Raw genomic sequence first — 25,287 nt, 5'->3', positions numbered from 1 at the left:
AGAAAAGAAAGAGAGAGGTTAACAGTCGAGGTACTTCATGATTTCCCAGGGGGATACGTAGAGGCAGTATTGGTTCCAGTCGTTGGTTTTTAGCTCCACGAAGGCTTCGTATATGTGGTTTCCTAAGGCGCGTTGTATAACTTCGTCGCATTTGAGTTCGTCCAAGGCGTCTTTAAGGGTGGTTGGCAACTCTTTGATGCCAAGGTCCTTGCGTTTTTGCGGTGAAAGCTTGTAGAGGTCTTCATCCACTGGGTCGCCAGGCTCAATTTTCTTTTTGATTCCGTCCAAACCCGCCATGAGCAGGCATGAAAACGCCAAGTACGGGTTGCATGATGGGTCAACTCCACGGTACTCGACGCGTTTTTGAGCGGCGTATTCGGGTCCTTTGTAGTAGAGGGGTATGCGGGCTAAGGCGGACCGGTTGCGGCGAGACCACATAATGTAGATTGGGGCTTCAAATCCGGGCACGAGGCGTTTGTAGGAGCTTACGGTGGGGCAGCAAATGGCGGTTAATGCTTTGGCGTGCTCCAGCAAACCACCAATGTAGTATCGCCCGACTTGGCTGAGTTCAGCGTATGGGTCGTTTTCGTCGTACATTGCGGTTTTGTTTGCTGACCAGAGCGATTGGTGAACGTGCATGCCGCTGGCGTTGTCCAAGTAGACCGGTTTAGGCATGAAGGTTGCTACTAACCCGTGTTTGTGGGCTATGTTTTTGGTCACAAACTTGTAGTACATGGCGCGGTCAGCGGTGTCTATGAGGGGACCATATTTGTAGTCGATTTCTACCTGACCCACTGTTGCGACCTCGTGGTGATGTTTCTCGATTGTTAACCCGAAATTGTCCTCAAGGACCTGTGAAACTTCGTTGCGGAACTCCACCGTTGTGTCTTCAGGGGGCGTGCGGTAGTAGGCTTCTTTTGGTCGAATAATGTGGTTTCCAGGGGTAATTTCTGGGGATTGGGGAACAATTCTTGGGGCACCCCATGAGTCGCCTTCGCCGCCTTTGGGGCTTACCCACATGTCCCAGACAAGCTTTGTGGGGTCAATGGAGGAGAAAACGAAAAACTCCAATTCAGGAGCAAAAATCCCCGTGTAACCCATCGCTGCGGCTTCTGCTACGGCTCGTTTAGCTACATAGCTTCTTGGGTCAACAACTGAAGGTTCTTTTCCTCCATAACATTCAAAAACGTCGCCAAGGACGATGGCACTTTTCTGTTTCTCATCAGTGACCCATGGCATTATTGACAAGGTTTTGGGGTCGGGCATGAAAATCATGTCTGATTCTTCAATGGATTTGAAGCCTCTGACAGAGGAACCATCAAAACCGATGCCAGCCGTGAATGCCTCTCCACTAAGGTAGTCTCGAGCTGGAAGAACCATGTCTTGAAGTATTCCGCGGACATCGACAAACGCGGAGTGCACCCACCTTACGTTATTATTCTTTAAGGTCTCTGTAGCTTTCGTTACCGCATCGTTTTTTTCCATTTTACTCACCATGCTTTTCCGATTTACTTTTCGTTGCTTGGTCAAGGGAGCACCAAGCGGATTTAAACATATTTAAGATTTGTTCATAAGACTTATGAAAACATGAAAACCTTACAGAAAAAACCTACAAAACCTAGATGCCTGACTGAAACAAGGGCTAACTTCGCGACATCTGAACGAAAACACACATTTTATGAAAAAACAGTCTAGGCAACATCACCAAAAGAGGGTTAAGCCCTACTCAAAAGAAGATACCTTTAACTGTTAGCCCCACTGCAAAACAAGTGAAGGGACACCCGCTGGGCTTATACAGTATGCGTTCAAGCAAAGACGCCGTGTTATTTCGAATAGCCAGCGCCGCCTATACCCATGGGTTAACGCCCAACATCCTCACCACCTCAGGGTTAGCCTTGGGGTTAACTTGCGGAACACTATTTGCCCTTCACGTGTACCCGTTAGCGTTCACTTTCGGCGTCCTAAGCGTCTTCTGCGACGTTTTAGACGGCACAATTGCACGCAAATTCCACATGGAATCCAAATTTGGCATGATGTTTGACTCAACCGCTGACCGCCTAACTGAGCTTGCCGTGGTTCTGGGAGCCCTCGCAGGAGGAATAATCCAGCCCATAGGCGTTGTGGCAGTCATCGGTTCGGTGGCACTTTTTGCAAGCCGCTTCGCAAGTTACCGCCGCGGATTGAAAACCGACTATGCCCTGTTTGGACGCTTCGAACGCCTCATCTTCATCTTAGTAGGGCTACTCTCACCCGTTGTTTGGGTTAGCACAGTTTGTTTTGTTATCGCAGGCACCCTAAGTTTGGTTTCGTCTATCCAAATTGCAGGTACATTATACCGTCACAAAAAATAAAAGGAAAAGTTAGACGGATGAAGGCGAAGAAGAAACCTCTTTCCGTTGAACCAAAGCTTTTACAGCCTCAGTCAAAGCGGCAGCCACATTTTTACGGGGCTCAGAAGATTTGTCGGTTTCAATGTCGACAATCTCTTTCTCCAAACTCTGCACTTTCGCGATGGTCTCTTGCTTCTTTTTCTCGTAATCATCATGAAGCTTCTCCTGTTCAACCCCAAAATTCTGCACCGCCAACTCTGCCTCCTTTTTTGCGGCAGTAAGCTGCTGAGTTAACTCCTCCTCTTTCTTGCGTTTGGCGCGTTTTGTAAAGCCGAAAAAGCTGGTTTTCATTTGACCAACGCGTACAATTTCCTCTTCGAAGTCATGCACGGTTTTTGTAAGGTTTTCGATTTCGCTGTTACGTTTTTGGGCAAGCACACGGGTTTGAGTGGCGTATTGAGCATCCAACTCTACGAGCAGGTGATTGCTTTCGGAGAGGGCTTTGGCGGAGGCATCCAAGTCAGCTTCTTTAAGCCGCAGCTTAGCCAGTTCTCCTTCGATGTCAGCAAAAAATTGCGTTCGAACCTTAACAAATTCTTCATCAGCGTTCACTGCAGGGTCAGACTCAAACTGGGAAACCTCTTGCCTAAGATTCATCAACCAATCATCATAATACTGACTAAACGGCGAAACCGCAAACTTCTGCTCGCCCAGCCGCTCTAGATTGGCTAAGAATTTTTCTTCGACCTGTTGCAGTGAAGGCGCAGAAGTTTGTTCAACTTGTTCAACCTTTTTTGTGGATGATTTAGGAGTTTTTTTAGTTTTAGGTTTAGGTTTGGAAGTGGTGGTGGACCGTTGCGTTTTTTTGTCAGAACCACGTCGTGGATTACTTTGTGAGCGGTATCCCATAATTATCTCTCATGCAATAGGAAAGAAAAGAGCCGATATAAGTTTTTTATCCACACACAAATTCGCCAACGTTTTTAAACCATCCAAAAGCATCTAACTTGGAGAGACCAAGCAGGTTAACATCTCCAAAGATAGGGGAATGACAATGAAGAGGCTGTCCAGATGCGCCTTGATGCCTGCAATACTAGTTTTAACCCTGCTCTTCTTGTCGACAAACCTAGACATGACCGAACAAGTCTACGGTTTGAACACAACCCAAACCGCTCCGGAGACGCCGCTACCTTGTTATGGACCCTGCATAATCGCCAACGTAAGCAGCACTCAAACAAACCTTGGAGAAACCGTCACTGTTATGGGTCAAATTTGTCCGCCTGAAGACAACTTCACAGTCAGGGTGACATTCACAAGACCCGACTACACATGGATAGACTGCTTGGTGCCAACCGACAACGTTACAGGCGAATTTTGCGTCACCCAAAAACTGGACATGGTAGGGTTCTGGAACATTTTTCCCATACGGGGACACATAAGTGACCGTCTCTACGTTAACGTCACCGACCCCAACAACCCCGATGCACCTCTTCCCACGCCTGTTCCGCTTCCCGCGTTCAAACCCAACTACACCGTCATTGCTTTAGCCGCGGTAGCAGGAAGCGTAGCCATAGTCGCAGCGACTGTGGGAACCCGCCGAAAAACCCGAAAAATCAGCAGCTTTCGCCTCTTTGTGCAGATAGCAGTCATCTTTTTGCTCTTTTTTGGCGTATTTATTGACCACCAAAACCTTCCCATACCAGCCGAACAAATCGCCCCCCACGAATTCCTTCTCGGCACCACCTCGCTAAGCTTCATGCCTGACGGGTTACCCATACCCGTTTTCAGCTGCTACTTCCCCTGCGGCAGAACCTTTACGTGTCCGCTTTGGCAAATTCAGACCTACATTTACCCCTTTTGGGACACTGGACGCGGCTTTGGGGTAAACTATGACATATCGGGCTTGGAGCGGTTAGGCATCGTTGTCGGCTTGGTTGCGGTGGCGTCGGTTTTGCTGGGCAGGTTCTGGTGCGGCTGGATTTGCCCCTTCGGCTTATACATGGATTTAATGACGCGTCTGCGTAAAGCTTTGAAGATTAGGCACCGCAACTTTTCGCCAAAGTTTAACGAGAAATTCCATCAACTCAGCTACGTCATCTTAGCTCTCATAATAATCGTAAGCGTACTTTTTGCCTCAGAAGCCATATTCGGCACCCAACTCATCCCGGGAACCGAAACCGGCGGCTTTGTCTACACGTACTTTAGCGCGCCGTTTTGTCAAGTCTGCCCCATGAAACCGCTTTGTGTCCTGCTACAAGTGTCCATGGGGGTTATGCGTCCGGAATGGGTTGTGGAGGGAACCACAGGCGCATTCTACCAGCTCGGACAGTACCTCACCTCCCTAAACCTAACCATATTTGCCATTGTCACAGTTGGGGCGTTCTTCTTTAGACGTTCATGGTGCCGCATCTGCCCCCTCGGCGGCTTAATCGCCCTATTCAACCGGTTCCAACCCTTCAAACGCATATCTGGCGTGCGCCTTGAGAAGGTGCAGGAGAAATGCACCAAATGCGGCGTCTGCAAACGCGTCTGCCCCACTCAAGTGGAGGAGGTTTATGAAGCAAAAGGCGGCGACGTGACAACTTCGCAGTGTCTACTGTGTCTGCGCTGCGTGGAAATGTGCCCCGAAAAGGATTGCCTGCAGTTTAAGGTTGCGGGTAAAACGGTTTGTCGAAGCCGCAACTGGGTAGAAAAACCATAAAAGAACAGGGTTAGGCGGATTGTTTTTGTTTTATAGCCGCCAGTTTTCCGCCTGCCAAAATCATGGCGCGGTCCAAGTCGCTGAGATCACATTCAACCTGCACTATGGAACCAGTGGTCACGTTTTTTACGGTGAGTTGCTTTGGCAGGTTGCCCACAGCCAATTCCAGCAGGTCACCTTGCGAGATGCAGTCGCAGTCTTGCTTGTCAGAGAAGGTTAACGGGACAATCCCAAAGTTAATCAGGTTGGCGAGGTGAATCCGCGCAAAACTTTTCACCAAAACCGCCTTAACCCCCAGATATTTGGGTGCCAGTGCTGCGTGTTCACGGCTGGAGCCTTGCCCATAGTTTTCTCCGCCAACGATGAATCCGCCGCCCTTTTGCAGGGCACGTTCCGCAAACCCAGCGTCCACGGGGCGGAAGGTGTACTTGCTAATTTCGGGAATGTTGCTTCGCAAAGACATAACTTCGCTGCCGCCGGGCAAGATGTCGTCGGTGGAGATGTTGTCGCACGTTTTCAGCAGCACTTCGCCAGAAAGCATTGCCTGCAACGGCTGGAAAGAGGGCAGGGGTTTTATGTTGGGTCCCATGACGATTTCCACGTTGCCGGAATGGGGTTGGGGGAAAATGAACATGTTGTCGTTTATGAGGAATTTCTCTGGCAAACTGATTTGGGGGTAGTCTTTGAGGGCGCGTGGATCCGTGATTGCACCTGTCAGGGCGGATGCCACGGCGGTTTCAGGGCTTACCAAGAAAATTTGGGCGTCTTTTGTTCCAGACCTGCCCTTGAAGTTACGGTTAAATGTGCGCAGGGTGACAGCGCCGCTTGGAGGAGCCTGGCCAATGCCTATGCATGGTCCGCAGCCGTTTTCGATGACGCGGGCGCCTGCACGGATAAGGTCCACTAGGTCTCCTGACGCGGCAAGGTTTTCCAGAACCTGCCTTGACCCGGGGGAGATTGTGAGGCTTACGTGGTCACTGATTTTTTTGCCTTTCAGCAGAGCAGCAACCATTTTGAGGTCGCGCAGGGAGCTGTTGGTGCAGCTGCCGATGCATACTTGGGCTACGGGTGTGCCTTCGACGTCGCGGACGGCTTTGACGTTGTCGGGGCTATGGGGGAGCGCAATGAGGGGCTCCACTTTGGAGAGGTCCAAGTCTATGGCTTCGCTGTATGTGGCGTTTGGGTCTGCGTCTAAGGGAACCCACTGGTCAGCGCGGTCTTGTCCAGTCAGGAATTTGTGGGTTACTTCGTCGGAGGGAAACACGGAGGTTGTGGCTCCAGTTTCTGTACCCATGTTGGTTATGGTGCCGCGTTCGGGAACCGTCAGGGTCTTAACGCCAGGTCCAGTGTATTCGAGGATTTTGTTAACGCAGCCTTTCACGGTGAGTTTGCGCAGAACCTCCAAAATCACGTCTTTAGCGGAAACAAACGGTGAAAGCTGCCCTGTTAGCTTTACGTTGACTATTTCGGGAGTTTCCAAATGGAAAGGTTCGCCTGCCATGGCTGCTGCTACGTCTAGACCGCCTGCGCCGATGGCCATCATGCCCATGCCGCCTGCAGTTGGGGTGTGGCTGTCGCTGCCCAGCAGGGTGTATCCTGGGCGGGCAAAACGTTCCAAGTAGACTTGGTGGCATATGCCGTTGCCTGGACGAGAAAAGATGATGCCGTATTTGGCGGCGACACTTTGGAGGTAGCGGTGGTCGTCTGCGTTTCGGAAGTCGTTTTGCAGCATGTTGTGGTCTACAAAGCTGAGGCTGAGTTTGGTGCGGACTTTTGGGATGCCCATGGCTTGGAACTCCAAGTACGCTAACGTGCCGGTGGAGTCCTGTGTGAGGGTGTGGTCGATTTGTAACCCGATTTGTGCGCCGGACTCAAGTTTGCCCGCTGCTAAGTGGTTGCTGATTATTTTTTCGGATAATGTTTCGCCCATTTTTGCTTCCGCCAAAGTTCCGAGGGAAATTTGTTAAACGGGAATGAGGAAACACAAATTTAAGGTTCACCCTGAAAAAACAGGTTACGGTTGAAGGCAAAAATGAAGAAAAAGGCAGGCAGCTTAGCCTTGCTCTATCATAGTATGCATAAGGTCGCTCTTGGTAACAATTCCCACCAGCTTCCTTGAATCTGCATAGTCCACGACCAGCACACGTCCTGTTTCAAACTCGCGCATCTTCCGGAAAACGTCCAGAGCGGTGTCTTCGGAGCTAACGTAAACGGGGTTTTTACGCATAATTTGGTTGACAAGGGTTGTGTCTCGTTTTTCTTTTCCAACAGCACTTGCCGCTTCAAGGGTGATTGTGCCTACGGGTTCCTCTTCTGCGTTCACAACGGGGTAGCCTATGTGATGCTGCTGAGCCATCAACTCTAACAATTGACTAACTGTAATATTTTCCCGCACGGTCTTGACGTGTTTAGTCATGATGTCTGCAACTTTAACGTGGGCAAAAGCGTCACTTTCTCGCAACGTAAGAACAGGTAAGTAACCGAATTTCGCTTCCATTTTCTTAGCTTCCTGAAGTGCAGCGGTTCGTTTCTGGATAGCCGCTTTTGCCACCCGCTCAAAAACTTCAGGTTCTTGCTCAATAACCCAAGTGTTAATCACGCCGTTTTCTACTGCCTCGTAGAAGAATTTCTCGCCTGCCTTCGTCCGAATAATAACGGTGGACCATTCTTCAAGCGGGTACGCACTACCAACAGATATGTCGGCTAACTCGGAAGTGAAGTCGGTGCAGGTTCGACAGCTGGGCATGATGATGTTTTCCACTTCAGAAACGGGAATTCGAATCACGTCTTTGTCTGTCTGCACAATGAATTTGGAGGAAAGCCGCATGTGCTTAATCTCCGAAGGCTTCACATGGTAATTGTCTTCTATGTACTTGAGCAGGGGAGCCATGGAGAATGTTCCGAAACAGAAAAGCCCGATGGTTATGGCTAAATTGTCGCTGATTTTGTGGCCCCAAGCTTCAATTTTACGTAGAGCGGTTACGTGACAGGGAACGCCTACAAAGGCAATTTTTGTTTTGCCGTAGCTGTAAACCGCACGCCCATAAGCTTTAGCTACAGGGGAGGGGAAAAATTTGCTCCCGACAGCGGATAAGATGTCGTCTTGTACTGTGGCTACGGAGGCTCTAGGTTTGGAGGGGTTTTCAGGTTCAGCTCTGGAAACGATAGCGCTGTCAAAAAGTTTCTTTTCAACGCCATAAGTTAACAGGGAGGTAACCACTCCACCGCCGCGGCTCATTTCTCTTATTTTTGGGTCAGTTGCTTGAGCCAGCACAATTTTTCGGTAGTAGCCTAAAGCTTCGTTCTTCACAGGAGCATCGGAAACCGCCTTCTGAGTTCTCAGCAGCAACGCTTCAGAATGCGGACAAACCTCGTAGCAAATCGGGCATAAATCAAGGTCTTTGGAGCAGTCATGTAGACGGCGGTTTTTCTCATCTTCAACAGATATTGCGCCTGTTGGACATGCCGCTTCACATGCGCCGCATAGGGTACAAAAGCCGTTGCTGACTATTTTTTTGTATAAAATGTTGTAGGCAATTAGGGAATCTTGTTGGATTGCATACAGCCCTCGCCCTCACATGTATATACAGGCTATAAGCGTCTTAAATACATAATCGTCAATAGTCAACAATCATTTATAGAGAAGCCGCGAATAGGAAAACAAATTTATCCAAAAGCGAAAACATACTCACCTTTTCGGCTTGGTTTCAAAATTTGGAACATGCCTTCTTAAAAAGCCGATACGGCAGGACAGATACGGCAAAAGCTTCTCCACTACAATAAACGCTACTGTCGCGTAACCGATTCCGCCTAGCACGTCCACAAAGTAGTGTTCGCCAAGGTACACCGCGCTAAACCACACTCCGATTGGAAAAATCAGTAAGGGAAGCGCTTTTGTTTTCCAGATTTTAATGGCAAACAAAGAAATCAGCCAAGGCAGGGCGGAATGCATGCTGGGAAAGGCAGCGTATTGGTTTAGGGCTGAGAAAGTCAAATATGGTTTTGTAGACGGGTAAACCTAAACTTGCATCAACGGACCCAGTTAAGATGCGGGGGACCCCTGCCACGGCTATCCATGGAGGGGCAACGGGGAAAGCTAGAAAAGTCAACAGGGCACTGTAGCTTAATATTCCAAAGGCGATGGTGTATTTCCAGTAGTCTTTTGGGCTTTCGCGCCAGAGGATAAACGCGAAAATTGTGGGGGCAAAAAAGTGCAGCGAATAGAAAAAGGCGCCCATGTAGTCCAAAATTGGTAGCCGTATTGATTGTTGGAGTACAATGGTGGGGATGGGGTTTCCGAACAGGAAATGCTCCAAATTCAAAGGTCCCGAATGTAGGTTACTTTTGGCAAATACGTCCGCCACGCCGTACATGGCTTCATAGGAGAGAAACACTGTGATGAAGGGAAGCCAATCCTTAAGGAAACGCCAAGTATGCTGATTATAAGCGGCGTAAATGAGAAAAATCAGCACCAAAAATTCAGGTCCAGGAATAATCGCGTAAACCAAACAGAAAATTAAAAGAACAAAAGCGTAAATGCCGGGAAAAAGAAGGGAAAAAAACCTAGAAGAATGGTAGTCAAATTTGCCTTTTTGCTCTGACTTTTCTTCTTCCCGTTTTTTGCCCAATTTTGTTAGAACTCCTTGCACTTAGGAGCATAACCGTTTTAAATGCATTTTGCTAATCCCACAAAAATGGGAGAAGATACAGCCTTTTTGAACGCATTAAACTGCTGGTTGGTTAGAGTAGATGTGTTGAATTGCAGGCTGGTTTAATTTATAAGCTAGTTTTGTGTATAAACTCAGAGCGTTCTGAAAAAAGAAGAAACTCCAGAACGTCACTACAGACAAAAAATTGGAGGATGAAAAAAACGGAAAAACAGCAAGATGTCATATTCGTCGGAAACAAACCACCAATGAGCTATGTTCTGGCTATAATCACAGCGTTTTCTTCAGGCTCAGCCAAAGAGATAACGCTGAAAGCGCGAGGTCAAGCAATAACCACCGCAGTTGACGTGGCTGAAATTACTCGAAGCAGATTCATAAAAGAACTCAAAGTCAGCACCATAGCCATCGGAACAGCCGAGATGCCACCCCGCGAAGGCGAAACAAAGTCCAGAATGGTTTCCACGATAGAAATCACTCTGAGCAAGCCATAACAACGCGGAGCAACAACGGTAAAGTTTGTTCTCCAACTTTCTTCATTTTCTTAAAAAAGAGTTTAGTTTTGCGCAAACGCACTTCAATCAGTTTTTGGTTGCGCTCGCTTCTGCAGGTAAACGTCAACTTGTGTTACCACTTCGGCGAAGGCGTTTGCGGCAGCTGAATCAGGATGCTCAACCACAAAAGGCTTACCTTTGTCGGTGTCGACGCCTACTTTCGGGTCAATGGGTATGCTGCCCAAGAACGCGACGCCTTCTTCGTCAGCCATTTTTCTGCCGCCGCCCGCAGGGAAGATGTCGGTTTTTTCGCCGCAGTGGGGGCAAACAAAGCCGCTCATGTTTTCCACCACGCCGATGATGGGCATGTTTAGTCTGCGGGCGAAGGTTATGGCTTTTTTGACGATGGTACTTGAGAGCTCGTTGGGCATAGTGACAATGACCACGCCGTCCATTTCGGGCAGAAACTGGGCGATGGTTAAGGGTTCATCGCCTGTGCCGGGGGGCAAATCAATCAGCAAAACATCCAAGTCGCCCCAGACGATTTCTTGCAGAAACTGGCGAATAGCACCCATCTTCAGGGGACCCCGCCAAATTGTTGGCACCTCTTCATCCAAGAAAAAGTCGATGGAGATAACCTTGATGCCCATGGGTCCAAAAACTGGGAAGGCGCCTGGCGGACCAGTTTTCACCCGCTGCCCCGTCAACCCCAAAAGCCGCGGCACACTCGGACCATGAATGTCTGCATCCAAAATGCCCACCGCGTAGCCTTTTTTGGCAAAAGCTGCCGCCAAGTTCACAGTCACCGTGCTTTTACCCACGCCGCCCTTGCCGCTGATGACCGCGATTTTGTGCTTGATTTTGCCCATGCGTATGCGGAGTTGTTCAAGTTGTTCTTTTTGCTGCAGAAGCCTTTGCCGTCGGGCTTCCATCAAATTCTGGTTCTGGTCAGGTGCACTCACAAAAACCACCAAGCTAACTTGCCCCTTTGAAGGTGGGGTGGACTAAAAAGGGTTTCGGGTTAGAGTTTGTAGCCGATTTTGCGCAGAAAACCCCGCCGCGCCTCCACGTCCGCACCAGTTTCGATGGCTCTGCTTTTGTAGCCGTCGATGACGCCCATGACGCCTCTGCCCTGCTCGGTTTCCGCCACCACGACCTCCAGCGGGTTTGCAGTTGCTGCGTAGATGCCGCAGACTTCGGGGACCGCCTTGACTTTGTCAAGCACATTTATGGGGTAAGCACCGCGCAGGTAAATAAGAAAACTGTGTCCGCAAGCGAGTTCAAGGGCTTTCTCTGCAACTGCCCCCTTGAGTTCAGGGTCGTTTCCTTCAGCGCGGATAAGACATGGACCGCTGCTTTCGCAGAAGGCTAAGCCAAATTTCGCGTTGGGAACGGCGTTTGTGAGGGCTTCGTAGAGGTCTTCAGCGGTTTTTATAAAATGCGCTTGCCCCAAAATGAGGTTGACATCAGGGGGCGGGGTGATTTTGACTGTGGTGAAGTTGAGCATGGGTTTCCCTGTGTTGATTATTGCAGGTTGGGTTTATGGGTTTTGCGGTTCAGGTAGGTAAGCTACGTTTTAGCCTACCCTATCCCCTCTATAGGTTCTGCATCGATTTTCTAATAGCATCCAAATAGACGCCAAATAGGCTCGCAGCTTGTTGTGGACTTGCCGTCGGGGCAGAAGCAAACAAAACCTAAATATCAAAGAACCCAATATTCTCTGAAATGCTTCCATGCATGCGGGCTGGTAGTTCAGTTGGCATGAACGCTTGACTTGCACTCAAGAGGTCGGGGGTTCAAATCCCCCCCAGTCCACCAAAATAAAAAACCTTCTCAAAATAATAAGCGGAAACTAAATCTTGATAAATTATTCAAAGGGTTTGCTGGGGCTACGGAACGCAAATTAGGAGAGAGAACGAGATGAAAACCAACGAGCAAAGTTGGAAATTCACCTTCCAAAGCCCACTCAGCCCCTTATTTTCGCCAATGTTTTTCCTAAACAAAAAAGGAAAAGGGAATTGATTTGATTTTTGTTGCTTATTTTCGTCTTCTTAGGACAAGCACTGTTGCGACGGCGACCACAATGACAACTGCTGCACCGATAGCAATGTAGGTCAGGGTTGGCGTGGCTGCGGTAGTAGCTGGCTGTGGAGCTTCACTAGGGGAGGGCGAAACAGACTGCAGTGGACTAGAAGTTGGCACTGTTGAAGCAGGCGGTGAGGTTTGTCCTGGCTGGGGTGAAGCTGCTGCGACAACGCCGACTGCTGTAGATGCATATGATGGCCCGTATGATTGAGTGCCTGTGAAGTTTGCGACGATTGTGTATGTGCCAGTTGCTGGTGGAGTCCAGATGGTCTTAAACGTTCCACTTAGACCGTCACTGACTGTCTGTTCTATCGGGATAACTTTTTCATTGCTGTCGATTGCTGAGATCGTTACGGGTACGCCGTGAACGTTTGGCTGGTCAATGCTGTGCTGGATAAGGAACTCTATCTGTACCGATTGGTCTGCGTCAGCTACTGCAGCGGTTCCTTTGAGTTGGGACTGCGCGGATTGGTCGGTTACCGTTCCAGTTATTAAGATGCTACTACCCAGCGAGACAAGATTGTCTTTGACATCAACAGTGGTTGCGCTTGGTCCGGGACCCATAACATAGATTTGTCCGTCATTATAATTGAGCCATGTGAAGTAACCGTCGGCCACTGCAACGCTTTGCCATGAACAAATGCCGTAGACTTGCCAAAGCAGTTTACCAGTGAATGCGTCAATGCATCGGGTCATTGCACCATGGTAAGCGGGAGCATTCAAAGAGTGCTCTTCTTCAACCATGTAGATTTTGCCATTAGCAATAGCTGCAACCTGAGTGGGGTACACGCCGTAAACTGTTTCTGCAGTGAAAGTGCTGTTGTTAGGGTCGTTAATGTCGTTGCCCCATGTGAAGTCTATGTTGCCAGTCTTGCAGTCAATTGCGTAGAGGACCCCGCCGTATCCTGCTGTGTAGAGGTGACCATATGCCACGCCAATCGGGTTAGTCAAACCAGTTGTTCCGCTAAAGTAGTTCCAGTCGTTTTGTGGTTCAAGTGGACCCCATAACTTTTCGCCTGTAATTGCGCTGTAGCCGCTCCATTGCATTGTTTCTCGGAAGTAAATAGTGAAGACCTCGTTTTCTGCGTCGATTGGACCTACTTGGACAGTCTTATTGCCATCGGGAGCCTGGTAGGTTTTTTCAAAGAGTATTTGACCGATTGGTGCACGCGAAGCATTCAAGTTAATTGCCCACAGTGTATAGGGGTCTGGTGTACCAAAGATGCCGGCAGAAGTGCCTGGAATAGTCTGCAAACCCGAGCTCTGACCAAAGATGAAGTCACCGGGCGCAACAGAGAGGATTTGGGGGTACAGAGTGTAGAGGTCCGTGGTTGCGTTGTATGAACCACCCGCAGCAAAGCCACCAACTGCACCGATTGGAGAAATCGTGTTAGCTAGTGGATGTGGCGTACCGTTTGGGTTTGTTATTGTCACGTTCCAGTCGTAAGCTGTGCTCATGTTGTAGTTGCTTATTCCTGGTCCCCATGATCCGGCTCCTCCAGTTTCTACACCGGGTATCTTTGTGTTATTCCATTGCCAAAGTGTAGTGAAAGGATCGTTGTTATCTGTTCGACCGCCTAAACCGTAGATTAGCCATTCACCTTGTGGTCCGTAACAAAGAGCACTAGGCGCGCTGCCAGACGAGACACCCATCTGAGTTGTTGGGGGATTGGTTTCATTGAAAGCGTTCAGACCTGTACGAGGATCAATTGCACACCATGCACTTGTTGCAGATGCTGAAGTTCCTCCTCTAATACTGGATTGCTGTGTCGTGTACACATCGCCTGCAGTATAGGTGCCTTTAATAAGGTCTTGTGCTGCGGTGCTGGGATTTGTTATTGAGGAGCCTGCAGGTACGGTTCCGCTGTACCACAGGTACATTCCTGAAGTTCCGTGCTGGTTTGGAGTCTCACCGTCATAGAGTTGGCCTATTGTAACTGACCTGACGTCTGGGCGTGTCCATAAAATCTCACCTGTGCGCAGGTCCATGCATGCGATGCCGTTGCCGCTATTCGCGGGTGTTGCGGGTAAACTGAAGTAGACGTTGCCGTACATGATGATTGGGTTGCTGAATTTCAAGTTATACTGTGTTCCAGAATAGAAGGCCATGTTGTTGTAGATTGCGTTGTCTCCGCCAGTGATACCGCCCCACGAAAGTGGGTAAGTTACCGAAACGTGTGCTGTGCTAGGTGCCCAACCATATGCATTGAACTTGTCGTAAGTTGCGCCGTACAGACGTTGACCTAACCATGCTGAAGCTATTTGGCTCCACTGCTGGTTATTCTCGTTTATTGGCCTAGTCCAGTAGCTGACTGGTAGTTGCGCTTCGACGAAGGGTTCCACTTCTGCGTGGCTCACCGTTAAGGTGGTTGTTGTGCTCGCGCCTGTATAGAGGTCGCCTATGTACTGGCTGCTAGAACCGTTTAAGCCTGTATATCCGGCTAGCTCAGCGGTTTGGTCCGGGAAGCTGAAGGTAATAGTGTATATGCCGACTGCGTCTGGAGTGAACAAACAGTAGCTTGAGCCCACAGGGTCAGAAACACCATTTGTAAGGGCGTGAACCACTGTTCCGTCAGGCTTTGTAACGTCAACTGTGAACCCAGTCCACCGGTCACCGGCTCCTCCAGTTGCAGTAGGCGGCGGGATATCAGTCCAAACCACTATGGCCACTGTTTCACCAGGATTTGCGGGATTGGGGGCTGCAGTGCAGTAAGCATATCTAGGAATAGTCCAAGCTGGAGTATGAGCGTTGACTGTTGTCGTAAGCATCGGTAAGGCAAGGGTAGCTATTAGCAGCAGAGATATCACGAAAATTTTTAACCTATTTTCATTTAGGGTCATTTTCAACATCTCTCTCCTTTTAGGGTGGAATGCGATTTAATCGACCTATTATTTATATTTTACTCAATGTAGGTACGCTACAGAAAAATTGCGCCATTTTCGACCAATCTAAAGACCAAATAACAATGTGGGAATCATAAGCTTAAATCAACACAGTTTAAGAAAGAAAATGAGAAGGAAAAAAATCTACTGACGCAGGTTCCAGAGTGTAGTCCACCACAAATTCACGCCAACGTGTTTATTTACGGCTATTTAGCCTGCTCGCCCATGAACACTGATTGCACATTAGCTTTAGACCCAAACGACGACCCTCATATATGCTACACGGCGCTCAATGGCGACTTAAAGTATGCGAGTTGGGACGGTGCAGCGTGGAGTACTCAAACGGTAGATTCAGGGTATATGGGGGTAGGTTCCTCATTAGCTTTTGACCCCGCAGGCAACCCCCACATCAGCTACTTGAACTACACTACAATCAGCCCCGTCGAAATCACCGACATCACCCTAAAGTATGCGAGTTGGGACGGCACTTCATGGAGTGCCCAGAAGGTAGCTTCCGCAAATGGAGATTCATCGCTGGTTTTTGACAACAACGGAACAGCACACATAAGCTGTGCAGGGTTGTTGAGCGTTGAATCGGGTCTCTTCTACTATACCCTGACAACAATAACGCCTTCGCCTACTCCATAAATAACCATAACGCCTAGCTCATCAACCACAAATGCGCCCTCGCCGTCTTCAACAGAAGCAACGCCGACGCCAACACAAACCGCCTCAGCAACCTCGCCTACTCCAGTCATAACGCCCACAATCCAAACGAGCAAGCTAACTGCTACTGGACTTTCAGGCGAAGTCGTTTTAGTTCCCATCACTGGAACCATAGCAGCATCGCAGGTCTCGGATGTTACAATCTCAAACGATGCAGCTGCGGGCACAGTGACATTGGCTTTAAAGGTTACAGGACAAGAGGGGACAGAAGGCTTTGGTAACTTGACCATCCCTAAAAACGCGGTTTCAAGCGATGAAAGCCCAGTTATTTACATTGATGGGCAGAAAGCGGGAAAACAAGAATGCACTCAAGACGCAGACAACTTTTACGTCTGGTTTAGTACGCATTTTAGCACACATGAGGTTTCAATAGTTTTCGACCAACAACCAGCGCTTGTACAATCAGAACCTGAATTTCCATGGACCCTCGTAATTGCCAGCGCATTAGCGATTGTGGTGGTTGTAGGGGCAGTAGCGGTCGTAAAAAGCCAAAAGAAGAACTCAGCAAAGAAAAAATGAGTCTTACTAAACTTTAGCGCTTACGAACAAGATTATTGCAAAACGAAGTCTGGATGTACACTTAAGGGGACTCGAGAGCTTTGAAAACCAAGCCACCAACAACATTCAGGTACCCTCGTTGCTGTTTTATCTATTTTCATTATGGTCGTCTACATAGTTTATATTGCTAAGTGATAAAATCATGCACTGTAATGTCTGCATTGAAGAGGATGAAGCAACCAAAAATTCTGCGATTCGACCTTGCAAACGTCGACAAAGCCCTTTTCAAAGTTCAGGAAAACTGGGAAAAAATCAACACCCAACTCGACCACGAAAAACTAGGCAAACGCGACACCTTCAACAACGTTATAAGAGGGCACATGATGGACGCATACATATATCTGGACGGGCTTCTTGAGGAAGGCATTGAACCGTTCTCCAAAGAAGGCGCCTCGGAAATCTTAGAACTCAACAATATTGTACATTACGGGTTTGACACGACATTAAGATTGGAGTTTAACAGTGCAATTGAGGCGAACTCCGAGAAATTCACTGAAAACATTTTACCGATTGAGAAATGGTACCGAAAACACATGAAAGGCACCCCACGCCCGCTAAAGGTTGCAGCTGAGGTGTATGTTGCTGTGCTGGGTTTTCCCCAGTTATTCATTGAAGGCAACCACCGGACAGGGAATTTGATTGCGAACTGGATAAGCATGTATTATGGGCGTCCGCCGTTTGTGTTAAGCCCAGACAACGCGGTCGCCTACTTTAAGCCCTCCAAGGAGATTAAGAGGTTTGCTGATAAAGCCACGTGGAGAGGCAGAGCCCGACTGCCAAAATACCGGAAATGCTTCAAAGAGTTTTGGGAACAATACATTGACAACAAATACGTCAAAACCTAAGACCAGAGAATACGAAACGATAGAAGGGCACTCTATTGTCGAAAGCTCAAATCTCCTTTCCACTATCAAACAAGTGTTAAGCTCTGAGCTTAGATCCAGCCGCGTTTGGCGTCTTTTATGTTGTCAAAATGCGGGTCGTCTGAAAGTACCCGAGCGTGATTTACGATGGCTGTTGCTGCTATGATGCAGTCGCCCATGGGCACGCTTCTGTGTTGGTTTTTAAGCAGACCTGCATGTTTTGCAATTTGCGGCGTCAAATCTTGGATTTGCAGTCCGCTTTGGACTAGGGCATGATAGCGGCTCTCGGCAACGTCTTTGCCTCTTCTTTCACAGGTGACTTTGGTGATTTCTGCCAGAACCATTGTAGGTAATATACCAAGGTTTTTTGATAGCATATCGTTCATTTTTCTGGTTACTTTGTTTTTGGTTTCGAGGTTGGAGGAGTAGAAGTATTCAAACAGGAATCTTGTATCAAGAACTTCCTTCAAGCTTAGTACTCTTCCCTAAGTTTATCTAACGCCTTCTTTAGCTCTTCAGGAGTCCCGTATTGAGAGTCAACGCCAGCCAACTCTTCCAGCTTAGGAATAGGCGTAAACAGGACTCCGTTATCTGTAGCTTCAACGACCAACTGGTCACCTTCTTTGATTCCGAGCTTTTGCCTGAATTCCGCCGGAATTGTGGTTTGCCCCCTTCGTGTAACTTTAACAATGTTTTCCATAGTTGTAGCCAACGTTAGCATAAGCATGTACTACCATAAAAGAATTTCCTACTACAAATAACAAATAGGATATTCACCGCATTCAGGACAAAACCTGCAAACATAACATAACCGCATAAACCTTTGATTACACTCAAGAGGCTCAGAGTTCAAATCTCAGAGAGACCACTTAAACAGTTTTACTAAAACCACAGGCACCCGGAAGACTATTTGAAACATATTTTTCGGCAGTCTATCTAAGTTCTATATCGTAAGAGGGCAGCAATGCCCCCCAAAGCTGTGAGCTGCATTTTCTCATCTGACTCCGTAGCAATCACTTCGACCCGTGCGTCTGTCTGTGAAGCCGCATCCTCCAATACATCCACGATATCTTTCTCCTTCACCTCAAAGTCAGCAGCCTTGCACCTTTCGCAGTGACCCGACAACATTTCCTGTACCTTTTGAGCTTTCTCTTGGCTATCCATTATCTGCGTCTTTGACAGCCCACATTTCTTGCACAACACCCCAACCTCAACAAAGCCTGTGCTGTCTGTGACCAGCGCCACTTCGGCTTCACCGTTTCTAAGTGCATCCAAAACGGAACCTAGCCCATAAGTCGCCAACCCCGTCTGCTTAGCCAGTTCCGCCAAAAGTCGGTGAACAGCCATCCGCTCTTCAGGCGTGCACAGATTCTTTAAAAGCTCAGCTGACCGCTCAAACACTTCCCTCACGCCTGCCCGGTCTGCGGACTGGATGTCCACTGTGTTCACGAGGGCGTTTTGTAACTCATAGTGGAGGTAATCGCCCTTTAAGAAGTCGGCTTTTGTTGTACCTGGTCCGCCAACTATCAAAGCCGTAACCTCGTGGTCTTCAAGAAACGCCTTAGCCGCGTGCTCGGCAACTCGGTGGAAAAAGTGCGAGAGCTCCATGTCTCGTTCTCTTTCGTAGCGTCTCTGGCTCTGCCCGCCTTTGCCTGACTTACCTGAAACACCTGACGTGATGTCCTTGAGGAATTCGAGGCTTTCCCCGTTGAGCAAACCAAAGCTAGCCTGCTTTGAATCCATGGCGAGCAGCCCCACAACTTGGGGGTTTCGCAGCATTTCCCTAAGCGGTTCTAAATGGAAATGGTTGTCAACTTCGAGAAGATAGGCGGCAACAGGTTGCGGCGGAACTAATTCCTCAACAGTAGAAACCTCACCTTCGCCTTTTACAGTAAAAGTTCCAGCAAACACTGCAAGACCAGTCTCAGGCAGCTCCTTCTTAAGGTTTAAGTGCCGAATCAAATTTTTTGAGGAATCTTGAAATCGACCCCAAACTTCCCCGTTCCTGCGGGTATCAGACTTAGATTGGCTCTTAAGGGTCGCTATTGTTTGTGTGATTGATGCCGTAGGGGGCAGGTAGAGGGACAGGAATTCTTTGCCTAAGCCTTCTTTGTCTGACAGCCAGGCAATCGTTTTTCTGAGTTTATGCTGCTTGACAGAATTGCTGGTAGCGAGTTGACACGCGTAGATGCGCGTTACTTTGTCAGAACCCAAATTCACACCACGTCTTCAGACAGGGCAGGAAATGATTTATTGGTTTCTTTAGAAACGCCTGCAGCGTCGTTTGGCAAAGTGATGCAGCCCCTGCGCTTACAATCATCCCCAGACACGTTAGGTTAATCAAAAAGTTCTATCCGCTCGACCGGTCGAGATTCCGCTTCAACCAGCATGTAGTAGATGAACATCAAAGCCAAAATCAACGCCACCCCAACAATCAAAGCTTCTTTGGGCATACCAATCAGAAGCGCAATCAACCCCACAATACCCGCTATGCAAAGAAACGGATAGAGAGGAACGCGGAAGCTGGCAGGCGCTTTTTTGCGTCTGAAGTGAATTAAGGCAAAGCTTGCCATCAGGTAGCAGAACAAAATGCCAAAGTTGCTGATGGATGCCATAACGTAAATGTTGCCCGCGAAAAGCATCACAATGCCAATAGCAGAGGAAATCAAAACCCCGTTCACGGCGACGTCACGTTTTTCGTTGTATTTGCGCACAATTTTTGGAAGCAGCTTGTCGGTGCCTATCTGGTAGAGAACCCGCGAGGCACTTAGAATCATGGCGAGCGCAGCCGAAGTGGTGGCTATCAGGGCACCCACAGAAACCAAAGTGAAGAGCCAATTGGGGGCACCAGCCGACCTCAACGCAACCGACAGCGGGTCAGAGGAGATGGTGTACTGGCTTGCAGGCATCAAAAACAGAAGGGAAATCACCACCAACACATAAAGCACCATGCTTACAACAACGGAGAGTATGATGGCTTTTGCCGCACCTGCCCCTCCGCCTTCAACGTCTTTGGTTATGGTGGAAATTGCCTGAAAACCCGAGTAAGCAAAGAAAATAACAACACTAGCCGCAAAGATGGAGCTTATGTTGGCGTTTGCAAAGCCCGAGGTGAAAGTGGCTTCCCCAAGGCTGCTGTTTCCCAAGGTGAAGAGAAGAGCGAAAACTATGAAGATTATGAGTATGGAGATTTTGATGATGACCAATCCGAAGTCGGCTTTTGCCGCTTTGCTTACGCCCAGTATGTTAACTACTGCAAGTGCCAGAATTAGCAGTATGGCAAATATTGTGGGGTAGTTGCCGCCGCTTAAACCTAAAAGGCTAGTTAGATAGGAGCCAAAACCTAACGCGATGGGCGCAATAGAGGAGGCATAGGCAAAATAGAGCATAATGCCTGTGATGAAGCCTAATTCGCTGCCAAAGGCTTCGTAGGCATAAGAGTAAGAGCCGCCCTCAGCTTTGGGCATAATGGAACCTAACTCGCCCAGCTCAAGCGCCACAATCAAAGCGATAACACCTACAATGACAAAAGCGATAAGCGCAGCTGAACCAGCTAAAGCTATGGCTGTTCCGCTAAGAACAAAAATTCCCGCCCCAATTATAGCCCCAAGCCCAACAGCCGTTGCAACCTTAACACTAATCATCTTGACTATGCAGACATCATTTTAAGAAATATATGTTTGGATTACAGTAGAAAAGAAGCCAATCGCTAACCAATGGAAAAGGTTTTGCTGGGGCTCTGGAACGAAAATAGGAGAGAACAAATGAAAACCTCAACAAGCAAGTTGTGAGTTCCCCCAGAGCCCTCTCAGCACCCAAAACTACAATTCCAAAAAACTTAACCACCAAGAAAGCGCCAGCCTAGCCCAATCTGATTTACAAAAAAGAAAAAGGAACGATGCCGCGTTCCAGCTTTGCTTAGAGCTTTAATATTGCATGACAAGTTTGCCATCCTTGAGGAATACTGTGCGGTCAGCTTCAGCGTAGGGAAATGTGCCGTGGCTTGCAACAATAATCGTTATTTTTGATTCGCGATTAAGCTCCAAGAGTTTTGCCACAATCTCTTTCCCAGATATGGGGTCCATTTCGCCAGTGGGTTCATCGGCAATTATTATTGTTGGGTCCTTAACCAGAGCCCGTGCAATAGCCACCTTCTGCTGTTGCCCAACGCTTAACTCAAGAGGCAACATACCAGACTTGTCAGTTAAATCAAGAAACGCCAACAAAGCAGAGATTTTTTCAGCAATTTTCTCCTTGGACATCGACGAATGAACCAAAGCGGACTCCACATTTTCAAACACAGTCAACGCGGGCAAAAGATTGAAGGTCTGAAAAATGAAACCTATTTTTTCTCTTCTCAGCAGCGCTAAATCTTGATTTGAGAAGCCACTTAGGTTCTTACCTTCAAACAACACTTCGCCGGAGGTGGGTCGACTTAGGGCGCCAATGAGGTTTAGCAGCGTGGTTTTTCCGCTGCCGGAACGCCCCACCACTGCCAAAAATTCACCTTTGAAAACCGCAAGGTTAACGCCATCCAACGCTTTGACTTGTGAACCATTCTTTCGGGAATAGCTTTGCACTAAGTTCCTTGTTTCTATTAGCAGATTGTTTTTCATTTTTTTCACCTCACAAACGTCTAAGGGCTTCGGCGGGTTGCAGTTTTGCCGCGCGCCAAGCTGGTAAGATGCCGGCTAATACGCCTCCGCTGATTGAGAAAACCATACCAATCAGGGGTAGAATGGGAGAAACTTGCAAAACGAGACCCTGAGTTGACACTAAACCAAGACTTGGAATTAGCAATGTGACTAAGTAGCCTAAGCCAACCCCGATGATTCCACCTGCAAGTCCTTGGAGTAGGGATTCAAGAAACACCTGTTTTGTAACGTCAGAATCGGTCCAGCCTATTGCTTTGAGAATACCAATTTCTTTTGTTCGTTCCACAACCGAACCGAATTGAGACTTAAGTGCAAACAGCGTCATACAAATCAGAAGAACGATGGAGATTGCCCAAGCGCTTTCGTCGGTAACGGAGATAACTTTTCGGGCAGCTAAACTGCACTGGTAGCCAACTACGGCACCAACTTCTCCCGAGTACTCGTTTAAGACGCCCAAGACTTCCTTCTCAACGGTATTGATGTAGGTTGAATTGCCTTCAGGAGAAATCTCGACGAGTATGACGTTAATGTCGTCCATTTCAAAAAGGTAGAGACTTCCATAATATCGGGCGATTTCTTGAACCACAGGCAGAGGCGCATACAGGTTAGCCGTTCCTGCAGGTTTACTGTAAAGACTGGGATTAACGATGCCAACAACAGTAAAAGTTCTGTCGAACGCCGTTAAATCATCGCCCACATCAAGTCCTGTTACATCTGCGTAAACTGAATCGATAAGAATCGCATCGGGACCATTGGCTTTTGAATAGTCCCCTGCCACTATCGTTTTTGGAGCTACAACGTTGGCTTGTGTTGCTAAAGAATCATAGTCTACTCCACAGATGGTGAGATTGCCAAGTCTAAACATCAAACAAGGTGCAGCATCAGCAACTCCCGGCAAAGCAGCCACTGTGTCGACTATACCCGAGCCAAAAGTGGATGTGTATGTGGACTTGAAGAAAGGCCCCACTTCTGCTATAAGAGAGCAGGGACAGATGATTGAATCAGGAGTGTAAACCACGAAATGAGTCCCGACTTGATTTAACTGTGCGGTAGCCTCAACATTGTAGCTTTGAGCAAACGTGACCAGTATTATCAAAAAGGCAACTGCAATCACATAACCCATTACGGAAGCAGTACTGCGAAGCTTACGCCGCTTGATTTCTTTTAATGCGTAACTACCAAGCATTTCAAACACCTCTTAATTTATGGGCTTCTGGAGGTTTGACACGTACTCAAAAAAAGAAAAGAAGGGAAAGGAAGAAAGTTCATTTTTTAATTGCCTTGATTGCGTCTTCTCAGCAGGACTGCTGCTGCAACCGCGATAATGACGACGACTGCTGCTGTGATTGCGATGTAGGTGGTTGTTGGCGTGTCACTGGTTGGCGGAGGAGCTACGCTTGGAGAGGGCGAACTTGTTTGCTGCGTTGGTGATGGTGTTGAGATACTGGGTTGAGCTGTTGGCCCAACTTGAATTAGGGTTGTGTCGCTATTTGATGCTTCATATGAGTTGTTTCCAGTGAAGCAAGCGTAGAGGTCGTACACGCCTTCAGTGGATGGAGTCCAAGCAGTAGAGAACATACCGTCATCGTCTGTGGTAACGGTAGCAATTTTTGTTGTACCTGCATACAAGTCTACGGAGGCACCAACAACGGGGGCATCTGGACTAGCAGGAGACTGATCTAAGAGGCGCCCGTAAAGGATGCTGTTTCTTCCAAGGTCTAGAGATGAAGCAGTAACGGATAACGAAATTTCAGTTGGTCCCGCACCGAAACAGTACATGTAGCCATTAGCGCCGTTGTGTATGTACCAGTTGCCGTCTGCGACGGATGTAGCGCCAACACATGCTCCGTATCCCTTCTTATAAGGACCAGGGTCCAGTTGGGCTTCCCACTTCAGTGTTCCTGTTTGCTCATCTAAGCATTGAACCCAGCAATAATAGGTAGGTGCACCGTCAACTATGCCGGCTGACGAGGCGGTTATGTAGACGTTGCCATCAGCGATTGTGGGGTAATAGTAAGAGGCGGAGTTATTTTTCGGTGTGAATTGCCAGATGTCGGCGCCGGTCTTTAAGTCTAAGCAGCAGAACTTCCCGGGAACGTCATAAACAAAGACCTTTCCATCATGGATTGATGGTGACGATGGGAATGTTCCATTCAATGCCTCCCATTCTACTGCGCCTGTTTCTGCATTAAAGCAGAATAGACGATCAGATGAAGCTACAACGACAAGGCCATCTGATAGACTCATCTGCTCTAACCTCATAATAGGAGTTTCAGGAACATTAGATTTCCAGATTATATCTCCAGTGGTAGCATTGAAGCAGAATACCTCTCCAGTAAAGGCAGCATTGTAGAGTTTGTCACCAGATATTATAGGACTGTGGAAACCGCCCCAGCCGCAAGAAGATTGTTCAGTCAAAGTGTAGGTCCAGAGTACCTTTACGTTTTCGAAGGGCTCAATCATATCTGCCCAGCAGCAATGGTCGTATTGGTCTTGTAGGCAAAACAGAGTATCTCCAACTCCGACATAGATTATGTCGTTGCCGCAAACGAGGGGCATGTTGACGCGGTACTCCGTGTTATTATCGGTGGCTAAGACAAGCTCTGGAGGGAAGCAGTACTTCCAATTCAGGGCACCAGTGGCGGCATCTACGCGAACAAGGCTGTAATTTTCAGCATCAGTGTATATGTGGCCATCATGATAGATTACAGCTTCGGGACTCTTAGCTCGACCTACTTGGGTTTGCCATACGAATTCACCAGTCTCTGCGTCTAGAGCAAAAAGGACACCATCAAACACGCTTCTTGAGAAAACCATGCCATCATTTACTGCAAAGGAAAAAGGCGCATTAGAAGTTCCAGTGGCTGTTTTCCATAATAAGTGCGACGATTGAGGACCAGAACTTGGCGTATAGCCTGTAGCGGCTAGGTCGCACCCGACATAACTCCAGGGATACTGTGTTTCACCAGGTCCATGTGTCATCTGACCAGAGAACGCCGTCGGAGTTTGAAGCCACGAGTACGTCGCAGAGTCACTGTTTTGGCTAGAGGCTTGGGCTGGCGCAATCATTGAAACTGCGAGCATCACCATCAGCATCAGAGTCAGAGTAACTACAAAAGGTTTCAAATATTTTTGAGTCATTTTTTTCTCACCATTAATTCTCCTATGCTTTGCTTGATTTTTGACATGATTTTAAATTCAGAACATTTAACGATGTGCATAGGAAAAAAACCGTGTTCTGACCCCAACAGCCTTTTTCACTCATTTTTCTACAAAAATTGCGCATATTTTCATGATTTTTTGTACAAAAAGTACACGTTGAAGTTCA

Annotated in this window: 23 protein-coding genes, 1 tRNA gene and 1 pseudogene; 7 read left to right on the top strand and 18 right to left on the bottom strand. The window is 48.0% G+C overall.

The genetic code is table 11. The features are described from left to right. Nucleotides 1-18: 18 nt before the first annotated feature. On the bottom strand, nt 19-1,485 hold the full coding sequence (gene glnA, locus ACBZ72_13985) for a type I glutamate--ammonia ligase (GenBank protein XES77257.1): 1,467 nt from the start codon (nt 1,483-1,485) through the stop codon (nt 19-21). Nucleotides 1,486-1,799: 314 nt separating this feature from the next. Here glnA and ACBZ72_13980 point away from each other — a divergent pair, with 314 nt between their 5' ends. After that, entirely contained in the window at nt 1,800-2,351 is a 552-nt protein-coding gene (locus tag ACBZ72_13980) for a CDP-alcohol phosphatidyltransferase family protein (GenBank protein XES77256.1), read from the top strand. Nucleotides 2,352-2,360: 9 nt separating this feature from the next. Here ACBZ72_13980 and ACBZ72_13975 read toward each other — a convergent pair whose 3' ends face one another. Then, nucleotides 2,361-3,239 carry a hypothetical protein gene (locus ACBZ72_13975; protein XES77255.1) on the bottom strand — a complete coding sequence of 293 codons (879 nt, stop codon included), beginning with the start codon at nt 3,237-3,239 and terminating at the stop codon, nt 2,361-2,363. Nucleotides 3,240-3,384: 145 nt separating this feature from the next. On the opposite strand from ACBZ72_13975, the gene ACBZ72_13970 reads away from it, so the two are divergent. Beyond that, a complete protein-coding gene (locus ACBZ72_13970) occupies nt 3,385-5,031 on the top strand; it encodes a 4Fe-4S binding protein (protein ID XES77254.1) in 1,647 nt (548 codons plus the stop codon). 10 nt (nt 5,032-5,041) lie between these two features. Here ACBZ72_13970 and ACBZ72_13965 read toward each other — a convergent pair whose 3' ends face one another. The 5 genes and pseudogenes from ACBZ72_13965 to ACBZ72_13945 form a co-directional block, all read right to left on the bottom strand. After that, a complete protein-coding gene (locus ACBZ72_13965; protein XES77253.1) occupies nt 5,042-6,961 on the bottom strand; it encodes an aconitate hydratase in 1,920 nt (639 codons plus the stop codon). A gap of 123 nt (nt 6,962-7,084) precedes the next feature. Further along, nucleotides 7,085-8,341: a Coenzyme F420 hydrogenase/dehydrogenase, beta subunit C-terminal domain gene (locus ACBZ72_13960; GenBank protein XES77252.1), complete on the bottom strand. Its 1,257-nt coding sequence runs from the start codon at nt 8,339-8,341 to the stop codon at nt 7,085-7,087. A gap of 138 nt (nt 8,342-8,479) precedes the next feature. Next, nucleotides 8,480-8,542, bottom strand: a pseudogene (locus tag ACBZ72_13955) (4Fe-4S binding protein). 177 nt (nt 8,543-8,719) lie between these two features. Continuing rightward, nucleotides 8,720-8,953 (bottom strand): phosphatase PAP2 family protein, encoded by a 234-nt coding sequence (locus tag ACBZ72_13950; GenBank protein ID XES77251.1) that lies wholly within the window; start codon nt 8,951-8,953, stop codon nt 8,720-8,722. After that, on the bottom strand, nt 8,940-9,659 hold the full coding sequence (locus ACBZ72_13945; GenBank protein ID XES77250.1) for a phosphatase PAP2 family protein: 720 nt from the start codon (nt 9,657-9,659) through the stop codon (nt 8,940-8,942). The genes ACBZ72_13950 and ACBZ72_13945 overlap by 14 nt, the downstream gene beginning before the upstream one ends. 233 nt (nt 9,660-9,892) lie before the next feature. On the opposite strand from ACBZ72_13945, the gene albA reads away from it, so the two are divergent. Then, nucleotides 9,893-10,189: a DNA-binding protein Alba gene (gene albA / locus ACBZ72_13940; GenBank protein XES77249.1), complete on the top strand. Its 297-nt coding sequence runs from the start codon at nt 9,893-9,895 to the stop codon at nt 10,187-10,189. An 83-nt stretch (nt 10,190-10,272) separates the two neighbouring features. Here albA and ACBZ72_13935 read toward each other — a convergent pair whose 3' ends face one another. Both ACBZ72_13935 and ACBZ72_13930 read right to left on the bottom strand, forming a co-directional pair. After that, a complete protein-coding gene (locus ACBZ72_13935; GenBank protein XES78696.1) occupies nt 10,273-11,121 on the bottom strand; it encodes an Mrp/NBP35 family ATP-binding protein in 849 nt (282 codons plus the stop codon). Between the two features lie 89 nt (nt 11,122-11,210). Then, the gene (locus ACBZ72_13930) at nt 11,211-11,696 is read right to left on the bottom strand and encodes an adenosine-specific kinase (protein XES77248.1); all 486 of its coding nucleotides are present in this window, start codon (nt 11,694-11,696) and stop codon (nt 11,211-11,213) included. Between the two features lie 234 nt (nt 11,697-11,930). On the opposite strand from ACBZ72_13930, the gene ACBZ72_13925 reads away from it, so the two are divergent. Continuing rightward, nucleotides 11,931-12,007 (top strand) — tRNA-Ala (locus ACBZ72_13925). Between the two features lie 219 nt (nt 12,008-12,226). On the opposite strand, the gene ACBZ72_13920 is transcribed toward ACBZ72_13925, so the two are convergent. Next, the gene (locus ACBZ72_13920) at nt 12,227-15,115 is read right to left on the bottom strand and encodes a hypothetical protein (protein ID XES77247.1); all 2,889 of its coding nucleotides are present in this window, start codon (nt 15,113-15,115) and stop codon (nt 12,227-12,229) included. Between the two features lie 267 nt (nt 15,116-15,382). On the opposite strand from ACBZ72_13920, the gene ACBZ72_13915 reads away from it, so the two are divergent. Continuing rightward, a complete protein-coding gene (locus ACBZ72_13915; protein ID XES77246.1) occupies nt 15,383-15,805 on the top strand; it encodes a hypothetical protein in 423 nt (140 codons plus the stop codon). Here ACBZ72_13915 and ACBZ72_13910 read toward each other — a convergent pair. Further along, nucleotides 15,766-16,113, bottom strand: coding sequence for a hypothetical protein (locus ACBZ72_13910; protein ID XES77245.1), 348 nt, complete (start codon nt 16,111-16,113; stop codon nt 15,766-15,768). The genes ACBZ72_13915 and ACBZ72_13910 overlap by 40 nt on opposite strands. Between ACBZ72_13910 and ACBZ72_13905 the strand changes: the two genes are divergently transcribed. Together ACBZ72_13905 and ACBZ72_13900 are read left to right on the top strand one after the other, a co-directional pair. After that, a complete protein-coding gene (locus ACBZ72_13905; GenBank protein XES77244.1) occupies nt 16,106-16,402 on the top strand; it encodes a hypothetical protein in 297 nt (98 codons plus the stop codon). The two genes, ACBZ72_13910 and ACBZ72_13905, sit on opposite strands and share 8 nt — an antisense overlap. Nucleotides 16,403-16,611: 209 nt before the next feature. Further along, nucleotides 16,612-17,286 (top strand): hypothetical protein, encoded by a 675-nt coding sequence (locus ACBZ72_13900; protein ID XES77243.1) that lies wholly within the window; start codon nt 16,612-16,614, stop codon nt 17,284-17,286. An 89-nt stretch (nt 17,287-17,375) separates the two neighbouring features. Here ACBZ72_13900 and ACBZ72_13895 read toward each other — a convergent pair whose 3' ends face one another. From ACBZ72_13895 to ACBZ72_13865, 7 genes are all read right to left on the bottom strand, one after another. Beyond that, nucleotides 17,376-17,774, bottom strand: coding sequence for a PIN domain-containing protein (locus tag ACBZ72_13895; GenBank protein XES77242.1), 399 nt, complete (start codon nt 17,772-17,774; stop codon nt 17,376-17,378). A 2-nt stretch (nt 17,775-17,776) separates the two neighbouring features. After that, nucleotides 17,777-18,004: an AbrB/MazE/SpoVT family DNA-binding domain-containing protein gene (locus ACBZ72_13890; protein XES77241.1), complete on the bottom strand. Its 228-nt coding sequence runs from the start codon at nt 18,002-18,004 to the stop codon at nt 17,777-17,779. A gap of 236 nt (nt 18,005-18,240) precedes the next feature. Continuing rightward, on the bottom strand, nt 18,241-19,524 hold the full coding sequence (gene prf1 / locus ACBZ72_13885; protein XES77240.1) for a peptide chain release factor aRF-1: 1,284 nt from the start codon (nt 19,522-19,524) through the stop codon (nt 18,241-18,243). A 116-nt stretch (nt 19,525-19,640) separates the two neighbouring features. Further along, complete coding sequence (locus tag ACBZ72_13880) at nt 19,641-20,948, bottom strand: APC family permease (GenBank protein XES77239.1); 1,308 nt, start codon at nt 20,946-20,948, stop codon at nt 19,641-19,643. Nucleotides 20,949-21,230: 282 nt separating this feature from the next. Next, complete coding sequence (locus tag ACBZ72_13875; GenBank protein XES77238.1) at nt 21,231-21,920, bottom strand: ABC transporter ATP-binding protein; 690 nt, start codon at nt 21,918-21,920, stop codon at nt 21,231-21,233. Between the two features lie 10 nt (nt 21,921-21,930). Beyond that, on the bottom strand, nt 21,931-23,145 hold the full coding sequence (locus ACBZ72_13870) for an ABC transporter permease (GenBank protein ID XES77237.1): 1,215 nt from the start codon (nt 23,143-23,145) through the stop codon (nt 21,931-21,933). Between the two features lie 86 nt (nt 23,146-23,231). Next, the gene (locus tag ACBZ72_13865; protein XES77236.1) at nt 23,232-25,100 is read right to left on the bottom strand and encodes a PQQ-binding-like beta-propeller repeat protein; all 1,869 of its coding nucleotides are present in this window, start codon (nt 25,098-25,100) and stop codon (nt 23,232-23,234) included. Between the last annotated feature and the right edge of the window lie 187 nt (nt 25,101-25,287).

Source organism: Candidatus Bathyarchaeia archaeon (genome assembly GCA_041447175.1).
Lineage (GTDB): Archaea > Thermoproteota > Bathyarchaeia > Bathyarchaeales > Bathycorpusculaceae > JADGNF01.
This window is presented reverse-complemented; position numbering and strand designations above follow the sequence as displayed.

Excerpts from the sequence above, each read along its gene's own strand:
- ACBZ72_13930 (XES77248.1), bottom strand. The coding sequence starts at position 11,696 with ATGCTCAACTTCACCACAGTCAAAATCACCCCGCCCCCTGATGTCAAC.
- ACBZ72_13875 (XES77238.1), bottom strand. The coding sequence starts at position 21,920 with ATGAAAAACAATCTGCTAATAGAAACAAGGAACTTAGTGCAAAGCTAT.
- ACBZ72_13970 (XES77254.1), top strand. The coding sequence starts at position 3,385 with ATGAAGAGGCTGTCCAGATGCGCCTTGATGCCTGCAATACTAGTTTTA.
- glnA (XES77257.1), bottom strand. The coding sequence starts at position 1,485 with ATGGAAAAAAACGATGCGGTAACGAAAGCTACAGAGACCTTAAAGAAT.
- ACBZ72_13880 (XES77239.1), bottom strand. The coding sequence starts at position 20,948 with ATGATTAGTGTTAAGGTTGCAACGGCTGTTGGGCTTGGGGCTATAATT.
- ACBZ72_13935 (XES78696.1), bottom strand. The coding sequence starts at position 11,121 with ATGGAAGCCCGACGGCAAAGGCTTCTGCAGCAAAAAGAACAACTTGAA.
- ACBZ72_13920 (XES77247.1), bottom strand. The coding sequence starts at position 15,115 with ATGACCCTAAATGAAAATAGGTTAAAAATTTTCGTGATATCTCTGCTG.
- ACBZ72_13865 (XES77236.1), bottom strand. The coding sequence starts at position 25,100 with ATGACTCAAAAATATTTGAAACCTTTTGTAGTTACTCTGACTCTGATG.
- ACBZ72_13910 (XES77245.1), bottom strand. The coding sequence starts at position 16,113 with ATGGTCAAGTTACCAAAGCCTTCTGTCCCCTCTTGTCCTGTAACCTTT.
- ACBZ72_13965 (XES77253.1), bottom strand. The coding sequence starts at position 6,961 with ATGGGCGAAACATTATCCGAAAAAATAATCAGCAACCACTTAGCAGCG.
- albA (XES77249.1), top strand. The coding sequence starts at position 9,893 with ATGAAAAAAACGGAAAAACAGCAAGATGTCATATTCGTCGGAAACAAA.
- ACBZ72_13890 (XES77241.1), bottom strand. The coding sequence starts at position 18,004 with ATGGAAAACATTGTTAAAGTTACACGAAGGGGGCAAACCACAATTCCG.
- ACBZ72_13975 (XES77255.1), bottom strand. The coding sequence starts at position 3,239 with ATGGGATACCGCTCACAAAGTAATCCACGACGTGGTTCTGACAAAAAA.
- ACBZ72_13980 (XES77256.1), top strand. The coding sequence starts at position 1,800 with ATGCGTTCAAGCAAAGACGCCGTGTTATTTCGAATAGCCAGCGCCGCC.
- ACBZ72_13870 (XES77237.1), bottom strand. The coding sequence starts at position 23,145 with ATGCTTGGTAGTTACGCATTAAAAGAAATCAAGCGGCGTAAGCTTCGC.
- ACBZ72_13915 (XES77246.1), top strand. The coding sequence starts at position 15,383 with ATGAACACTGATTGCACATTAGCTTTAGACCCAAACGACGACCCTCAT.
- ACBZ72_13900 (XES77243.1), top strand. The coding sequence starts at position 16,612 with ATGAAGCAACCAAAAATTCTGCGATTCGACCTTGCAAACGTCGACAAA.